The sequence below is a fragment of the Cupriavidus sp. F041 genome, assembly GCF_057814235.1.
Map to the genome: position 1 here is coordinate 1 of NZ_JBVASY010000003.1, position 16723 is coordinate 16723.

Annotated in this window: 10 protein-coding genes and 3 pseudogenes; 9 read left to right on the forward strand and 4 right to left on the reverse strand. The window is 61.1% G+C overall.

Annotation, left to right across the window (positions count from 1 at the left end):
- Window positions 1-343 precede the first annotated feature (343 nt).
- Together ACZY0R_RS38610 and ACZY0R_RS38615 are read right to left on the reverse strand one after the other, a co-directional pair.
- Entirely contained in the window at window positions 344-1498 is a 1155-nt protein-coding gene (locus tag ACZY0R_RS38610; RefSeq protein WP_488859803.1) for an IS110 family RNA-guided transposase, read from the reverse strand.
- An 83-nt stretch (window positions 1499-1581) separates the two neighbouring features.
- A pseudogene (locus tag ACZY0R_RS38615) lies at window positions 1582-2376 on the reverse strand (ISKra4-like element ISBte1 family transposase); the annotation flags it as partial.
- Window positions 2377-2816: 440 nt separating this feature from the next.
- On the opposite strand from ACZY0R_RS38615, the gene ACZY0R_RS38620 reads away from it, so the two are divergent.
- The 4 genes from ACZY0R_RS38620 to ACZY0R_RS38635 all read left to right on the forward strand — a co-directional run bounded on the left by ACZY0R_RS38620 (window position 2817) and on the right by ACZY0R_RS38635 (window position 8071).
- Window positions 2817-3899 (forward strand): type IV toxin-antitoxin system AbiEi family antitoxin, encoded by a 1083-nt coding sequence (locus tag ACZY0R_RS38620; RefSeq protein ID WP_488866488.1) that lies wholly within the window; start codon window positions 2817-2819, stop codon window positions 3897-3899.
- Entirely contained in the window at window positions 3887-4756 is an 870-nt protein-coding gene (locus tag ACZY0R_RS38625) for a nucleotidyl transferase AbiEii/AbiGii toxin family protein (RefSeq protein WP_488866490.1), read from the forward strand. Before ACZY0R_RS38620 ends, ACZY0R_RS38625 begins: the two co-directional genes overlap by 13 nt.
- Window positions 4757-4894: 138 nt before the next feature.
- A complete protein-coding gene (locus ACZY0R_RS38630; protein WP_488857598.1) occupies window positions 4895-5905 on the forward strand; it encodes an IS5 family transposase in 1011 nt (336 codons plus the stop codon).
- A 426-nt stretch (window positions 5906-6331) separates the two neighbouring features.
- Window positions 6332-8071 (forward strand): IS1634 family transposase, encoded by a 1740-nt coding sequence (locus tag ACZY0R_RS38635; RefSeq protein WP_488866492.1) that lies wholly within the window; start codon window positions 6332-6334, stop codon window positions 8069-8071.
- Between the two features lie 323 nt (window positions 8072-8394).
- Here the strand turns inward: ACZY0R_RS38635 and ACZY0R_RS38640 are convergent, their stop codons facing one another.
- Window positions 8395-9279, reverse strand: a complete 885-nt coding sequence (locus tag ACZY0R_RS38640; RefSeq protein WP_488866494.1) for an alpha/beta fold hydrolase — start codon at window positions 9277-9279, stop codon at window positions 8395-8397.
- A gap of 166 nt (window positions 9280-9445) precedes the next feature.
- Here ACZY0R_RS38640 and ACZY0R_RS38645 point away from each other — a divergent pair.
- From ACZY0R_RS38645 to ACZY0R_RS38665, 5 genes and pseudogenes are all read left to right on the forward strand, one after another.
- Window positions 9446-9776: pseudogene (locus tag ACZY0R_RS38645) on the forward strand (TetR/AcrR family transcriptional regulator); the annotation flags it as partial.
- A 451-nt stretch (window positions 9777-10227) separates the two neighbouring features.
- Complete coding sequence (locus ACZY0R_RS38650; RefSeq protein WP_488866496.1) at window positions 10228-10875, forward strand: TetR/AcrR family transcriptional regulator; 648 nt, start codon at window positions 10228-10230, stop codon at window positions 10873-10875.
- 72 nt (window positions 10876-10947) lie between these two features.
- A complete protein-coding gene (locus ACZY0R_RS38655; protein WP_488866498.1) occupies window positions 10948-12153 on the forward strand; it encodes an alpha/beta hydrolase family protein in 1206 nt (401 codons plus the stop codon).
- Between the two features lie 36 nt (window positions 12154-12189).
- Window positions 12190-12723 carry a LysR family transcriptional regulator gene (locus ACZY0R_RS38660; RefSeq protein WP_488866500.1) on the forward strand — a complete coding sequence of 178 codons (534 nt, stop codon included), beginning with the start codon at window positions 12190-12192 and terminating at the stop codon, window positions 12721-12723.
- Window positions 12724-13477: 754 nt separating this feature from the next.
- Window positions 13478-13951, forward strand: coding sequence for a (2Fe-2S)-binding protein (locus ACZY0R_RS38665; RefSeq protein ID WP_488866502.1), 474 nt, complete (start codon window positions 13478-13480; stop codon window positions 13949-13951).
- A 103-nt stretch (window positions 13952-14054) separates the two neighbouring features.
- On the opposite strand, the pseudogene ACZY0R_RS38670 reads toward ACZY0R_RS38665, so the two are convergent.
- A pseudogene (locus ACZY0R_RS38670) lies at window positions 14055-16261 on the reverse strand (xanthine dehydrogenase family protein molybdopterin-binding subunit).
- Window positions 16262-16723 lie beyond the last annotated feature (462 nt).

Here is a 16723-nt window from a genome sequence, read left to right on the forward strand (position 1 = left end):
TTCTATGAGCAGTCCCTTGTCAAGCCGTTTTGCAAACTGACTGATTGATCGATATACGAATCCTCCCTTATCGCGACAGAGCGGGTTGGCTCCGTTGCGGTGAAACACGATGGCCCGAAGCCGGGTCTTGCGCTCGTGAGAAATGACGTCTCACCACCTTCTATCCGCTGGCGTGAAGCCAGCCTCATCCTGCATGCGCATTACGCCGGAATTGTCACCGGGAGCATGCCCCATCTAGAAAATCGGTTGCCTGTGCAACCCGGGTCTGTTACGGGCATGTTCACTTCAGGCTGTATGGATTGCGTATCACCATCCCCTGCATCTTCCTCCAAACCTCAATGGATTAAGCCGGCTTCAGTTGTGCCCCTTCGGGGATCACGCCATCCTTCAGATAGCGCCACATCGCAATCGCGAGACGTCGTGCCACCGCGACGATCGCAATCCGTCGGGCCCTTCGGTTCGGGCCTGTGCTCTGGGTGCGCTGGTTGAACCACTGCGTCAGTGCGCTCTCTGGCTGGTAGCGGATCCAGGACCACGCCATCTCGATCAGGAGTGCCCGCACCCGTCGGTTTCCCTGTTTGCTAATGCCCTGGTCCACCTGGCTCTCGCCGCTGTCGTAGGGTTGCGGTACAAGGCCAACGCACGCACCGACCTGGCGGCGGTCGCTGAATTCCCGCCAGAACAGCTCGAGCGCCAGTCGCGAGCCGCCAACCGGTCCGATGCCTTTCAGGCGAGTGAGGTGATCGACCCGGGCGCGTGCTGGCGCAGGCAGCTTCGTCGGAAGCGTCTGCTCCAGTGCGGTCAGTTGCTGCTCGGCTACTGCTAGCCGTTCGCACTCGCGTACCAGTCGATCGTTTAGCTCTGCTGGCAGTGGTGTGCCATCGTGACACCGTACCTCGCCGCGGGCGAGTCGGCCGGCGAACTTCCTGCTGTCGACCTCATCCCAGCAACCGAATGTGGCCAGCAGTTTGCGCATGCGGTCGCGGTGTTGCAGGATTTCTTTTTGCAGTTGTCCGCGATCGCGCATGAGATGGCGGGACGCTTCGTCCTGCAAAGAGGGCACCCGGATTGCGCGCATCCGGTCGCGTTCACCGCGCAGCCAGGCACGTAGGTTGATCACCAGCTTGATCGCATCGAGGCGATCCGTCTTCGCGCGCCGTTTCTGGCGCTCAACGGGAATGCTCGCGGGATCGACGACATGACATTCGATCCCGCGAGCCTGCAGCGCGCGACAGATCCAGAATGCGTCCTGGCCGGCTTCATAGCTCACGACAACCCGTACATCCGCCGGCAGCGACCACTCCTCCTTGTACCGTTCAGTCAGGGCCAGCGCTGCCTGCAGCCGCAGCGTAGCCTGCGGTTGCGCGACAGTGTGTACTGTAGGACTATCACGACGGCCGTCGTGCAGTGCAACCATCCACTTGGCCGCCGCCAGCTCAAGTGACACCGCCAGCACCATGTGCCCGGTGTACGTCGTATCTGCCAGATCTGTGCGCATGATGCCCTCCATTAGGTCAAGCCTCGACACGCTGATTCTATCTATCCGTTGATTGCCTCTCCTGCTACATAGGATCTAGTTTGCACACCTTCACGTAGCAGGAAATTCAACATACGATCGGCCGGCCGGTGCTCCAGCTTGTGCACGTAGGCAAAACTATGGCCGGCATCCTGATCCCGCATGGACTTCCCGACGATCACTTCAAACCAGCCGTCCTGCCGGCGCCGGTGGCCGGCCAGCCGAAGGTAGCCGCCGTCAATGCCGACGGCGCGGACCGGACTGGGCTCCGGGATGTCGGGCGAACCGACGCTCGCGGCCACCTCCGCGTGCTGCCGGGCGTCGGTGGCCTGTTCCGCTTCCAGCCGGCGACCGAGCCCGGTGACCTGGCGCCGGATCGAGCTGGCTGCCAGCACATGATCGAGCGGCAACACCTCTTGCAGGACGTTGACGGTCAGACCATACGACATCAGCGCTGCGAACTTGACCTCGAGATACTGCAGTTTTGGACTGACTCGCTCAGGCAAGCAGTTGGAGACCGGACTGAAGGTGGGGGCGTCGCCTTGGCATTGCCGACAGGGATACAGCCTGGGACTGTCAATCGACAGTCGCCCGAACGCGCTACGGAAGACCAAGTGATGGTGGCCCTTGCCAGCCAGCTGCGCACCGCACGTGGGACAAACGCTGGTCCGGGCAACTGCCTCGGCAACCTGTGCCGCGACCATCGTGCGCTGCAGCCGACCCAGCAATGATTTCGCCTCCTCCAGATGCAGGCCCAGCGAGCCCACATCAAGGCTGTCTCTCTCGAACTGGGCAATTTCGGTGACGGTGGCTGGCACCCCTCCCTCGTCCTGCACTACGAGTTGCAAGTGATCCGCCACGTCGGCGCCCGGTATGGTGCTCAAAAAACGTCTCTTACATCGCAAAAAATTAATTGCGGCATTTATGTGCACTCAATACGGCACTTTTCGCTATTGTTGATTTCTCATATCATGAAACGGCAAAGCGTTGCTTACGTTACTTAAAGAGACTTTCAGGTCTGAGGCCGTGGGGCTTACTGCTTCACAAGGGGGGGGCGCAGCGGGGCCAGCCGCTCCAAGAGGCGCTGCCCTGTGGGACGCGCTGGATACTGTGGACGCGAGACGCACCCGTAGGCGTTAGCGATGAAGTGTCTCAAGCAGATCTTTGCATGAGGTACGGGTCCCACGCGGGCGAGTTTGCTCCTAAATTTCAATAGAATGATATATTTCAGCATTTGTTGAATACATCAATTTCAGTGAAAATTCTTGACCAATTTCACTAAACGGATTATATTCAGCAAATGCTGAAAGCCTCAGATTCACTGAAGGGCGCCAATATCCAGGGCCGAGAAGCCCTGGACGGGCTGCTTGCGCAGATCCCGATCATCGAATTCGATGACGTCCGGGAGGAGCAGCCTATCGCGAATCGCCGGGTCGACCTGATTGCTAATATCCGGGCGGCCGGGCAGCCGTATCGGCTGTTTTGTGAGGTGTTGTCGAACGGACAACCGCGCTACGTCAGGAACGCCCTGCTGATGGTCCGAGACTCTGCGAGCCATGGAGGCCCAGGAGCAGTGCCCATCGTCATTGCTCCTTACTTCTCGCCCGCAACTCGGGAGATGTGTCGGGAGAGCGAAGTGGGCTATCTCGATCTGGAGGGAAATGCCCGGATCGCGTTCGGCGGGGTTTTCATTGATCGCCAGGTATCCGAAAAGCCAACCGTCGAACGCCGGGAGCTCAAATCGCTGTTCAAGCCGAAGTCGGCGCAAGTGCTTCGAGTAATGCTGCGTGAGCCCGATCGTCTCTGGCGCGTTGCAGAGCTTGCGGAAACCAGCGGCGTAAGCCTGGGTCACGTGAGCAATGTGCGCACCGGGTTGCTGGACAGGGAATGGGCCAAGGCGACCAGCGACGGCCTTTATCTGTCTCAACCCGGCGCCCTGCTGGACGCATGGCACGACAGCTACGAGGCGCCAGCAGGCGAGCGCAAACGGTTCTACACAACGTTGCACGGGCGCGCGCTGGAAGAAGCCGCACGCAACGTGATAGGTGGAGAATGCCAGAAAAGGGATGTGGTCTTTGCATCGTTTTCTGCTGCCAACTGGCTCGCACCCTACGCTCGCACCGGTACGCACTACTTCTATGCTACCGAGACAGGCCTAGATAAACTCAAGACAGCCCTGAAGCTAGCTCCTGCTACCAAGGGGGAGAACGTCATCATCACGGTCCCGAAAGACGAGGGCCTACTATCCGACACCGTTGAGCCGGCGCCGAACGCCGTCTGCACCAGTACCGTCCAGACCTACCTAGATTTAACCCTTGCTGGTGAACGCGGCGAAGAGGCCGCCCAGCATCTACGCCAAGAAAGGATGATATGGCCGGCATAGTCCCGCAGGAACCGCAGTCCGCAGCCGGATACGATGATCGCACTACCGCTGCAGTGAAATCGGTCCTTGTGGAAATCGGCCAGATCCTCGGCACCTTCCAGGGCAAGTTCGCGGTCATCGGCGGGGCGGTGCCCTGGCTGCTTCTCGACAACGAAGAGATGCGCCACGTTGGTACGATCGATGTGGACCTGAGCCTGGATGCCGACGCGCTCGCCAACAACGAGTACGCCACGCTCGTCGAAGCGCTGATGGCGCAGGGGTACATTCAACGTGAGGGGCTCAGACGCTTTCAACTCGTTCGCCAGGTTCCTGCGCAGGACGGTGGCCCCGCCATCGACGTCGTCGTTGATTTCCTGATGCCGCGGCATGCCGAAATCGAAAAGAACATTCCCCCGCTGATCGAAAACTTCGCAGTCCAACGCGCAGATGGCGCCGACCTGGCGACGCGCTTTTACCAGATGGTGGCGGTGTCCGGGCCAATGCCGAACGGCGGCACGAACAAGGTCGAAGTCGCAGTGTGTTCCATTCCTGCCCTGCTGGCCATGAAAGGGTATGCGCTGAATGGCCGGTTAAAGCAGAAGGACGCCTATGACATCTACTACTGCGTGCGGAACTACCCAGGGGGAACTAGTGCCCTGGCCGAGGCCTGCCGGCCGCTCCTCGACGAGAAAAGTGGCGCGACAGGATTTGGTTACATCGCCGCGAAGTTTGACGAGATTGACGGTTTCGGGGCGACCTCGGTGAGGCAGTTCGTTGAAGACACCCAAGTACTAGGCGATCGAAGCCCTGAGCAATGGCAGCAGGACGCTTTCGGGCAGATCGACGCGCTTCTTCGCGAATTGAAGCTGCGCGAGTAGCGCGTCGATATTGCGCAACGGACTGCGCTGGGCTGATGTTGATGTCTAGGCTAGGGAAATGCTGATCAATTCAGCCACAAGTCATCCGACGGAAAGTGTGGCGCGTTGAAGGGTGAGGCATGGGAAACAAAGACGAGCATGAAACAAACGAGCTTTGCAGATGTTGAGTTCGCGAAGAAGAAGCGCGTGACACGGCGCGAGAAGTTTCTCGGAGAGATGGATCGGATCGTGCCGTGGGCACGGTGGACGGCGTTGATCGAGCCGCTGTATCCGACGAGCGGCCGTGTTGGGCGGCAGCCGATTGGCGTGGAGAGGATGTTGCGGATGTACTGTCTGCAACAGTGGTTCAGTCTTAGTGATGAGGCCGTGGAGGACGCGCTCTACGACAGCCAGGCGTTGCGTCAATTCGTGGGGGTGGATCTGTCGCAAGAGTCGGCGCCGGATGCGACCACGCTGCTCAAGTTTCGCCGGCTGCTCGAGAAGCACGCGTTGACTGCCGCGATGTTCGACGAGGTCAAGGCGGTGCTCAGTGAACGCGGGCTGCTGATGCGAGAAGGCACGATGGTGGATGCGACGCTGCTCGCGGCACCGAGCTCGACCAAGAATAAAGACAAGTCGCGTGATCCGGAGATGCACCAGACGAAGAAGGGAAACGAGTGGCATTTTGGAATGAAGGCGCACATCGGTGCCGACGCGGACTCAGGACTGGTGCACAGCTTGCACACGACGGCGGCGAACGAAAGCGATATCGCTCACACCCATCACCTGCTGCATGGCGAGGAAAGCCAAGTGCATCTTGATGCGGGTTACACGGGTGTGGAGCGCAGGGATGAGATCAAACAAGCCCAAGGGCAAGGGACGATCCGCGCTGACATAAACTGGAACGTAGCGGCAAAGCGCAGCAAGATTGAAAAGATGCCGGCAGGTCGGTGGAAGGACCTGACGAAGGCAGTGGAACGCAAGAAGGCCCAGATTCGGGCGCGGGTGGAACATCCCTTTCACGTGGTGAAGAACTTGTTTGGCCACAAGAAGACCCGCTACAAGGGCTTGGCCAAGAACAAGGCACAGATGTTCAGCCTGTTTGGCCTGGCAAATCTGGTGATCGCCAAAAAGTCGTTACTGGCGTTTCAGGGGGGCAATCCGTCTTGATTACGCAAATCGGGCCCGAAAGGGCGCGAGATGGGGGGCATGCGGCTCGAAAACGGCCTCAGACCCCTCCCGTCTTCCGCATGGTGAAAATCAGACGCCAAACAGCCGCCGACCTCCAGCGCGACTGTTATTGATCAGCAATTCCCTAGCTTCAGATGTCCGGTGTTTGGCTAAGTTGATGACAGATGAAATTCGCCGCATAAGGCTTATGTCAAATCGTGAGCATGTGAACGATTAGGGGCGCCAGTGCCTGGACATCCTGCCATGGAGTTGTCTCCTACTTCTCCTAGTCCTAACTTTGGCCCCTGAACTCGCCGGAACCCGCGCCACCGTTGGGTTTCGGCTATTTTTTGGGGTGCATATGTACCCATGTAAATACATTACATTAGCCTTGTTTTTTGCTGAATATGTCCAATAATGGTGTTCATGTATATCGAACACGTCCCCAACCGCAATTCCCCGCCGGCGATCCTGCTGCGCGAGTCCTATCGCGAAGGCAACAAGGTCAAGAAACGCACCCTGGCGAATTTGTCCGCACTGCCGCCCGAGGTGATCGAGGGCTTGAAGGTCTTGCTGCGCGGCGGGGCGGCCGTGGCCTCGGCCGATGAGGCCCTGGTGATCGAGCGCAGTCTGCCGCACGGCCATGTGGCCGCCGCGCTCGGTATGGCCCGCGCCTGTGGCGCGCAACACTGGTTCGCGGCGGCGCCGGGCCGCGTGCCATCCCTGGTCATGGCGCTGCTGGTGGCACGCCTGATTTCGCCCGCCTCCAAGCTGGCCACGCACCGCATGCTGCAGCAAGAGACCGCGGCCCATTCGCTGTCGCGCATGCTCGGCATCGGCGATGTGGAGCCCGAGGAGTTGTACGCCGCGCTGGACTGGCTGGGAGAGGCCCAGGAAGCCATCGAGAAGCGCCTGGCGAAGCAGCATCTGACGGGTGGCACCCTGGTGCTCTATGACCTCACTTCCACCTGGCTGACCGGGCGCTGCTGCGACCTGGCGGCCTACGGCTACAGCCGCGATGGCAAACGCCACGAGCCGCAGATCGTGTTCGGTCTGGTTTGTACGCCGCAAGGATGTCCGGTGGCGGTCGAAGTCTTCGCCGGCAACACCGCCGATCCGGGCACGGTGGCGTCTCAGGTGGAGAAGCTCAAAGACCGGTTCGGGATTGAGAAGCTCGCCTGGGTAGGGGACCGGGGGATGCTGACGCAAGCCCACATCGACACGCTGTTGCGCCCGGCAGGACTGGACTGGGTGAGTAGCCTGCGCGCCCCGCAGATTGCTGAACTCGCCCGGGAACAAGGCCCCTTTCAGCCCTCGCTGTTCGATGAACGCAACCTCATCGAGCTCACCAGCGAAACGTTTCCTGGCGAGCGACTGGTGGTGTGCCGCAATCCGCTGCTGGCCGACGAACGGGCCAGGAAACGCGAGGCGCTGTTGCAGGCCACCGAACAGGAGCTCAACAAGATTGCCGAGGCCACCACGCGCGCGCGCAACCGGCTCAAGGGCACGGAGGCGATTGCCCTGCGCGTGGGCCGGGTCATCGAGCGCTTCAAGATGGCCAAGCACTTCGAACTGACCATCACCGACACCAGCTTTGCCTGGGCGCGCAAGACGCTACAGATCGAGCAAGAGGCGGCACTCGATGGCCTGTATGTGGTGCGCACGAGTTTGCCGGCGGCGCAACTGTCAGCCGAGGCGGCCGTGTCGGCCTACAAGGGCTTGGCGGCGGTCGAGCGAGCGTTTCGTTCGCTCAAGACCATGGACTTGCACGTGCGCCCCGTGTTCCATTGGAATGCCGAGCGCGTGCGTGCTCATGTCTTTCTGTGCATGCTGGCCTACTACGTCGAATGGCACATGCGCGAAAAATTGAAGCCGATGCTGTTTGACGATGAATACATCGAGCTAGCGCGCGCTTCCCGTGCCTCGCCCGTGGCCAAGGCACGGCGTTCGGAACAGGCGAAAGCCAAGGACGCCACCAAGCGCACCGAGGATGATCTGCCCGTCCACAGCTTGCGCACGTTGCTCGGTGATCTGGCCACGCTCACCTACAACATCTGCCACACGCCGCCGAATCCGGAGGCCAAGATCATCATGACCACTCGGCCAACGCCCATTCAGGACCGCGCCTTCCGCCTCCTCGGTATCAGCCCGGCAGCCCTTCTGTAGCACCTGTACCCAGCAAGCCCTCGCTACGCACTCGCATAACTGCGTGGAATCAACACCTTACGTTCGCAGTGAACTCAAAGTTGGGTCTAGTGATGCTTATCCGGCCAACGTGGCCGCGGTTCGCCTCGGCACCAACCGCATCCCTTGCGCGACGAAGCGATCCGCTATGCCGCGCGCCGGAATGCGTCAGGCGTGGCGGCATAATTTGCCCGACTCGCGGGCGTCCCGCACATGAGCATCCACATGGGCGGGATCAGTCCGGGCCTGCGCGCGAATCTACGCCGTGGCCGGCGCCTGACGTCTGTTTCGCGGTTCCAACCTGCTCATCGCCGCGCTGCTGCCAGGAACGGGACGAGCGCGTCGAGCAGGCCGCGGGGGTTTTCTTCCGGCACGTAGTGTCCGCAGTCCGGGACAGTGACGGACACAAGATCCGGCGCCACCGGCTGCAGCAGCTCTCCCATCCTGGCCCCCAAGGCGGCCGATCCGCCCACCGCCAGCACCGGCATGGGCAGCTGCACCGACGCCGTGGCCCGGTTCTGCTCGATCGACTGGAAGAGGGCGCGGTAGTATCCCAGGCCGGCGCTCCAGCGCCCGCGCCTGGCGTACAGCCCAGCGTACAAGTCGATGTCCGCGGGCGTGAAGGCGTTCGCCGGCCGCAGCGACTTGCTGCGGAAGAACCATTCGAGAAACACGCGCTCCTTGCCTTCGATCAGCAGTTCGGGCAATTCCGGCAGGAAGTTGAAGGTGAAGTGCCAGGTCCCCGAGAATGTCGACGGCGCGAGCCGATAGGCTTCGGGCGGCGTCAGGCCGGGGATCGCCGCATCGATCAGCGCCACCCTGGGAAAGCGCGCGGGAAATCCGGCGGCAAGCGCGTAGCCGATCCAGGCGCCGACGTCGAAGCCGACGAGGACCGCCTCTGACACCAAAAGCGCATCGAGCGCGCCGATGAGTATCCGCGCCACCGCCGCTGTGTCATAGCCGCACGATAGCGCACCACTCTCGCCGATCCCAGGCGGATCGATGGCCAGCACGTGATAGCGCTCGACGAGCGCCGGCATGATCTTTCGGAAGCAGTACGACGACTGCGGCCAGCCCGGCAACAGCAGGATGCAGGGCCCCTGTCCGCCTTCGACGACGTGCAGCGTGTTGTCCCCGACGGTGATTTCGCGATGTGCGAAATCGCCGGGCCCCGAGTGTTGCATAGGCATGAAAGGCTCCTTTTCCGGGGCGGCCGGCGGGTGCGTGTTCCGACACCGTGGCTCCACCGTCTGCGCCACCATATTGATCGATCGAACAATTATAGTCATGCGCGTCGGCGGAGACCAGCTGGTCGCATGAAGATGGAAGAAGTCCCGCAGTTAATGCGGCAATTCGGAATGGATCCGGGTCTATGTTTTTGCCGGCCTGACGCGTGAGGGCATCAAAAACATGTATCTCAACAAGCTTCGCAGCAAGGGATTCCTGCCCGTGCTGGCCGAAGTGCGGGAAGAGTTCGGCATCCCCGAGCCGCGCAGCGCCGCCGAACTCGACGCCGACACCGACACCGAGGTCGAGGTCGAGATGATATGGAGCCTGCACGCGGCCATCTTCTATCTGGTTGCTCGAGGTTCCCAGCGACATTGCCGCGGCAGCGCACCAGAAGGGGGACATGTTCCTCCACGACGCGCCTGCCGCGATTCTTAGTTTGCGCAAGCCAACGGACTGACTCCCTGTCTGCGCTGCCCCACTCCCACTCTCGAAATTCTGCAGGATTCTCCGCGATTCCATGCCGCGGAGCCATCGCTACAAGCCTGGCGCTATAGCGTGCAGAACACGTCCCACAATGACTCTCCCCCAAAAAAAAGCGAATGTCATTTGCATTTCTAGAGGCTCCGCCCTATAGTGATCATGTGATAATTAATACAAAGGAGACATCGCATGAGGCTGGAGATATGCAGCACTGGCATTGGCCGCCTGTGTGATCGGGAGCGCAACGGCGGCGGCCCTGGCAACCCTTTTGTTCCGCCAGCTGCGCGGGAGGAGGTTGTACTCGAGCGGGGCACCATGCTGTAAGAGCAAAATGTTGCGGTGACGCAGCGAGACGGGCTCGTAGTCTTTGCCAACGTCTATCGTCCGATAGCCCATCGTTTCATCGCACTGACCGCCGGAGCCAACCAATGTCTTCCTTAGACACTTCGCCGTTCGTGTTGGCACCCCAACAGGAGCGCAGCCGTATAGCCCTCGTCAAGATCGTAGCGGCGGCGGCCGAGTTGATCAACGCGCTCGGCGGCGATGGATTTTCGATGGCGGACGTCGCGCAGGCCGCGGGAGTGCCGGTCGGTAATATCTATCGGCGCTTCCGCGGCAAGGATGACTTGATCCGGGCTATCAAGCAGGATATCACCAGCCGCATCGAGCAGAGCATTTCCAGGGAACTAACCCGACACGGAGCGACCGGCCTTGACAGCCTGGTCCCCGTGTTCGCAGCCGCAGCAAGCAGAGCGTTTTCCCAGGACGAAGCACTGCATCGGTACTTGTTCAGCCATTCTGCTAAAAGTCCGGCACTCGACGGAATCGGCATGAGCGGCCGTGCACGGGTGTTCTCGCTTTATCGCGAGCGCCTGCTGCCGGCCCTGAGCTCCGTCCGAGCCGAGCGCGCGGAGCTCCTGATTCGCATTTCATTCCACATGATCGCGTCCGCCCTCCTTGCCCGGGTGCGCGGCGACGATCATGAAACGCCTATGCTCCCTTGGGAAACACTGGGAACGGAGCTTGGCAAAGCCGTCGTGGCCTATTTGAGGGCCGAGATTGTCGTGGCAGTGTGACCCTGAAGGTCAGCAGCCATATCAGCAGATGCCCGCCGAGGCGGGCTGAATTCAATTAGGGTGAGAACCACTATGCATTTCCTGTTCCAGAACGAGTCATTTTCCTTTGAAGCCTTGCGCGCAGCCGGATTCGCCAACTACGGGGGCGCCGATTTGGGCGAGGTTCTGGTCACCGCCCGAGCCATTCCCGAGAATGACGAAGAGGCCTGGATGCGCGAATGGACGGCAACCGCCGACCGTGTTGCCGCACTTGGCGAACGGTCGCTACGCAAGGGCCATCGCGTCAGCGCGCGCGACGCCTTCCTGCGCGCCTCCAACTATTACCGGACGGCCGAGTTCTTCCGCCGTGCCGATCCGTTCAACGACCCTCAGGTGGCCGCGCTTTCCCGCCGCTCGCGAGATACCTTCATCCAGGCCGGCAAGCTGTTACCTAGTCCGTTCGAAGTGATCGAGATTCCCTACGAGAACACGACGCTGCCGGGTTACCTCTTCCTGGCCGACGATTCCGGCAAGCCGCGGCCGACCATCATCTACAACAACGGTTTCGACTCCACGCAGGAAGAAGCATGGTTCGCCATCGGCGCCGCCGCGATCGAGCGCGGCTACAACGTGCTGGCCTTCGACGGACCCGGACAAGGCGCGGCAATCCGCCAGCAGCGGCTCCCCTTCCGCCCCGACTGGGAGAAGGTGATAACTCCCGTGCTGGACTACGCCATGAGCCGTACCGAGATCGCGGTCGACAAGATCGCCCTGTTTGGCTACAGCCTCGGGGGCTACCTTGTTGCACGCGCTGCCGCGTTCGACCATCGGGCAGCCGCTCTGATCCTGGATGACGGGTTATATAATTTCCATGAAGCGTTCGCGAATATGCTTCCGCCCTTTCTCAACCAATGGATCGAGAACCAGCAGGACGACGCAGCCGTTCCCGTGCTGCAGCTCCTGATGTCCTTGCGCACCGCGGCGCGCTGGGCACTGAGTAACGGCGTCTGGACTTTCGGAAGCGCGTCGTTGCCGGCCTTTATCCGTGCAACAAAGGCCTACACGATGCAGGGGATCACGGGCGAGATCAAGACGCCCACGCTGGTGCTCGACGCCGAGAACGATCAGTTCCTGAAAGGGCAGCCGGAACGTGTTGCTAGGGAACTGCGGTGCGCGCACCAACTGATCACACTGCACGAGGCCGAAGGCGCGGGGGAGCACTGCCACATGGGTGCCATGTACAGGCTGCACCAGACTATCTTCGATTGGCTAGGTGATACTCTTGGGCATTCGGCCTAATAAGTCAGCCCTGCCGCTAACGCTGGATCCTTGCACATGGACAAGCTACTGGCATTGAAGATGTTCGTGGAAGCGGTCGACGCCAAGGGGTTTTCCTCAGCCGCTCGCCGGCTAAACCTTGCCACGTCGTCCGTGACCCGCATGCTGGATAACCTGGAGGAGGAACTCGGGGCGGTCTTGCTGAACCGGTCAATCCGGCAATTCACCTTGTCCGAGGCCGGCGCGGCTTACTACCAGCGGGCACGCAAGAAGATCGTCAGTTGCTGCCGGGCATCCATTTCCGTCGTCCCCACGGAGTCCACCAAAGACTCCTTTGGCGCCGATCTCAATATTCAATCGACGGCTCCCATCTGTGCCAATTTGGATTACTACGTCGACAGCACCCCCTACTTCACGATCCCGAGTCAGGGCAATCGCGGCTCTGACCGCGTCTTCGGTACGAAGCCCATTACACGGGCCAACGTCTCAGACGTTTCATGCAAGGTCTGCAAATCGCAGAGCAAAGCGGGCGCGGATCGAACAGACGGCAGTAGCCAAGCACGCTCAACCGAAGCTCGGAAGCTCGCATAGGATCACCATCTCTGACGACGGCAGCACCCTAATGGACAACTGGTGCAACAAGGACGGTGGTTGCAGCACCTGCCTGCTGCAGCGTTAGCCCAAGCGCACTGCACACCGCACAGCTAACGGAACGCTTATCTCGGCCTTCTTTGCGCGCACCTCCGTTGCGCCCGTACCTAAAGATCGAAGCCGGTCATCTGCGTCCCGTTCTCCCGATCGGTCACAAGCAAGCCGCCTCCGAAACCTCCAGAACCGCATGGAAGCATTACGGGCCAGCACGAAACCAAGGTACACCGCGACGAACTGGAGCCACGCTGTGCGTACCCCAGCAATGTCTAAGCGAGGGCCGGACACAGTATCGATTAGATGACTGCTGGCCCCCGGCAGGCACAGTTCGAAGCCAACCGCAACCATCGTCAATGCAGCCCCGGCCAGCGCCAGCCGGGGCTGCCGTCGCCACAGCCCGAAAATGAAGTGCAGCACATAGGAATTGGCCATCGCCGGAATTTCGGTGATGTCCGCATGCGGGCGTTGATGGTGTTGCGTATCCAAAGACCTCTCTCTCTGTGCAACCTGGCGTGCCACCGCCGGGCAAGCGCAAAGTTTAACGTCGCAACCTCGCCCCTGCGATAAGCACAGCTTCAAGGCCTATCAAGGGGGAGCACCCTTATCACCGCTGGCTATAACCGCTAATCTCTGGGCGAGCGTGCGCCCCGACCGCAGTTGCGCATCGCGCCTTCCTATCACGCTTCAGAAGCTGGCAATGACTTACACACTCAAAATCAATGGCGCGCCACATACTGTCGACGCCGACGGCGATACAGCCGTGCTCTGGGTTTTACGCGACGTGATCGGCTATGTTGGCACCAAATTCGGGTGCGGCATGGGCCTATGCGGCGCCTGCACCATCCACATTGACGGCGCACCTACGCGCGCCTGTCTGACACCGATCGAGAGCATTGGCGCGCGCGAGATCACAACAATCGAGGCTGTCGGCGAAACGCCCGTCGGTAAGCGCGTGCAGGCCGCCTGGATCGAGCATCAAGTGGTGCAATGCGGCTACTGCCAATCTGGTCAGGTCATGTCAGCCACCGCCTTGCTTCAGAGCAATCCGAACCCGACCGATGCGGACATCGATGGTGCGATGTCGGGCAACATCTGCCGCTGCGGCACCTATGCGCGCATCCGTGAGGCTATCAAGACTGCCGCCAGGGCGACGGGCGAGCCGAAGGTCTAATGCCCCGGACCACTTGCGGTCCTCCCATGGACAATGTGCCGACTCTGGCCGTAGACCCAAACGACAGAGTCGGCGCGTTTTCGCGCCGACCTCCTTCCTATTGCTATGCCTTAGCGAGTTGCGCCGAATCGACTGGCAGGCTCCGCAGGCGCTTACCGGTGGCGGCGAAGATCGCATTCATGACCGAAGGTGCAATCATAACCGTCGAGACCTCGCCGACGCCGCCCGGCTCATCCGTACTGTCGACCAAGTAAGTCTCCAGCACCGGCGTCTCATTGATTCGCATGATCCGGTACGTATCGAAGTTGCCCTGTTCGACCTGCCCGTCCTTTATGGTGATTTCTCCGAACAACGCCGCGGTCAGGCCGAACACCATGCCCCCCTGCATCTGCGCGATGACAGTATCGGGAGAAACCGCACGACCACAATCCATCACCGTCACAACGCGCTTGACCTGTACCTCCCCGCTAGGGTCAACGACCACCTCGGAGATTTGCGCAGCATAAGAACCAAAGCAGAAGGTCAGCGCCACGCCTCGGCCGCTACGCGCCGGCATTGACCGGCCCCAGCCGGCTTTCTCTGCAGCCATCTCGAGCACCCTGCGCGCGCGCGGATGTTTGTCCAACAGGGCCAACCGGTATGCCACGGGGTCCTTACCCGCCGCGCTTGCCAGCTCATCAAGGAAGCTTTCGACTACGAACGCGTTCTGTGTGTGGCCGACACCGCGCCAGAAACCAGTCATGATGCCCGGCGCGGGCTCTTGCCGCACATACTCTACCAAAATGGTGGGGAAATATACGGCCCCGCCGCATCGCGGATGGCATCTCCATCCACGTTGTTGGTAAAGCGCGAAGGTGCCCAGCGCGCGAGTACCGACGATCCCGTTACGCGATGCTGCCACGCTACCGGGCGCCCGTCGTCGTCGAGGGCTGCCGAGATGCGGTTGTAGTGATACGGCCTAAAAGTGCTGTGCCGCGTATCTTCCTCCCGCGACCAAACCACCTTGACCGGACCCTTGACCTGACGCGCGATTTTGACCGCTTCCGTCACAAAATCGACGTCGAGGCGCCGCCCGAATCCTCCACCAAGAAACTGGTTATGCACTAGCACCTTCTCCTTCGGCAGGCCGGTGACCTCTACGGCCGCCGCTTGTGCGCGTCCAGGTACTTGTGTGCCAAGCCATAGGTCGCAACCATCCTCGCGCACATGAACCGTACAGTTCACTGGCTCCATGCAGGCATGCGCGAGAAACGGTTGCTGGTAAATGGCTTCGACGCGCCGCGCGGCCTTCGCCATCGTAAAGAGTGCGTCGCCCTCCTTCCTGGCCACTGCCCCAGGGGCGAGCGATGCGCGGGCAAGATCGGCGACCATCTGCTCGGTCGAGTAGCGAGCGTTCGCGCCGCCGTCCCAGCGCACGTCGAGCGCAGCCAAGCCTTTGCGAGCGGCTCCGGTGTGGTCAGCGACAACCGCCACAGCATTATCCAGCTTCACAACCTGGCGTACCCCTTTGACCGCCAGCGCACGCGCGTCTTCAACGGCGGAAAGCTTGCCGCCGAACACCGGGCACGTCAGCACGGCCGCGACCGTCATATTCGGCAGGCGCGCGTCGAGCCCATAGCGAGCGCGACCGGTCACCTTGTCCGGCGAATCGGGCCGGCCGATCGGCGTGCCAATCAGTTTGAACTCGGCCGCCGGTTTGAGCGGCACATCCTGCGGCACGGGCAGGCGTGCGGCTCGCTCGGCCAGGTCGCCATAGCCGAGCTTGCGGCCCGAAGTTGGGTGCAGCACCGCACCGCTTTCGACACGGCAACTGCCCGGCGCGACTTGCCAAGCCTGTGCCGCAGCCGACACCAGCATTGTTCGCGCGGTGGCGCCTGCACGCCGCATTGGCTCCCATGCACTCCTGATGGAGGTCGAGCCACCTGTCACTTGAAAGCCAAGTGCTGGATTGTCATAACGCGTATCCGCTGGCGGGTGTTCCAGCGTTATGCTTTCCAACGTGATGCCAAGCTCCTCGGCCAGCAGGATCGGCAGCGCCGTATATGTTCCCTGCCCCATCTCGACGCGCGGCACCACGAAAGTCACCTTGCCGTCAGGACCTATGCGGATGAAAGCATTAGGCTCGAATACCTGGCCCGCTGCGATACCATCAGCCTCGCTCGCCTGCGCGGGCCGGTCCGCCAGCCCAAGCAGGTTGAACCCGATAATCAGCCCACCGCCGACGGCAATGCCGCCCTTGAGGAAGGTCCGCCGCGAAATGCTGGAAGGCGTGGCAGGACGATTTTCCTGTTTCACCACTTCGGCATCCATGTTCATGTCTACACTCGTTAGTTAGAAAAAAGGACGGGCCGGGAAAAGCCTGAGACCCACTTCGCGAAAGTCTACGTGTTCACTTTGATCGATAGAACCAGACGCACTGCCAAGCCCTTTGAAGCAGATCTGCAAAGTCAGGCAGCACCTGTGCTTTAGCCCCCGGGCGGTGACGTGCGCCGTAGGATGTGGCTGGAGAGCGCGTCCTGCCCGCGGCAGGCGTGATCACACGCAGGGCCTGAACACTTGTCGTGCGGCGGCAAGGACGTCTGCATTCCGGCACGGCAGCACTATGAGGTCCTACGGCTGCCTGCAAGGAAGGACCACGGGCCGCTGCATTCAATTGGAAGGAAGTACCTTCAGCGTACCGACGCCTGGTGCGCGAGTGACGGCACGCCGCCCACGACGATCGTGCTTCGCCTTACGCCGTTCTGACTACGCTATCCAATTAACTGTTGGGTG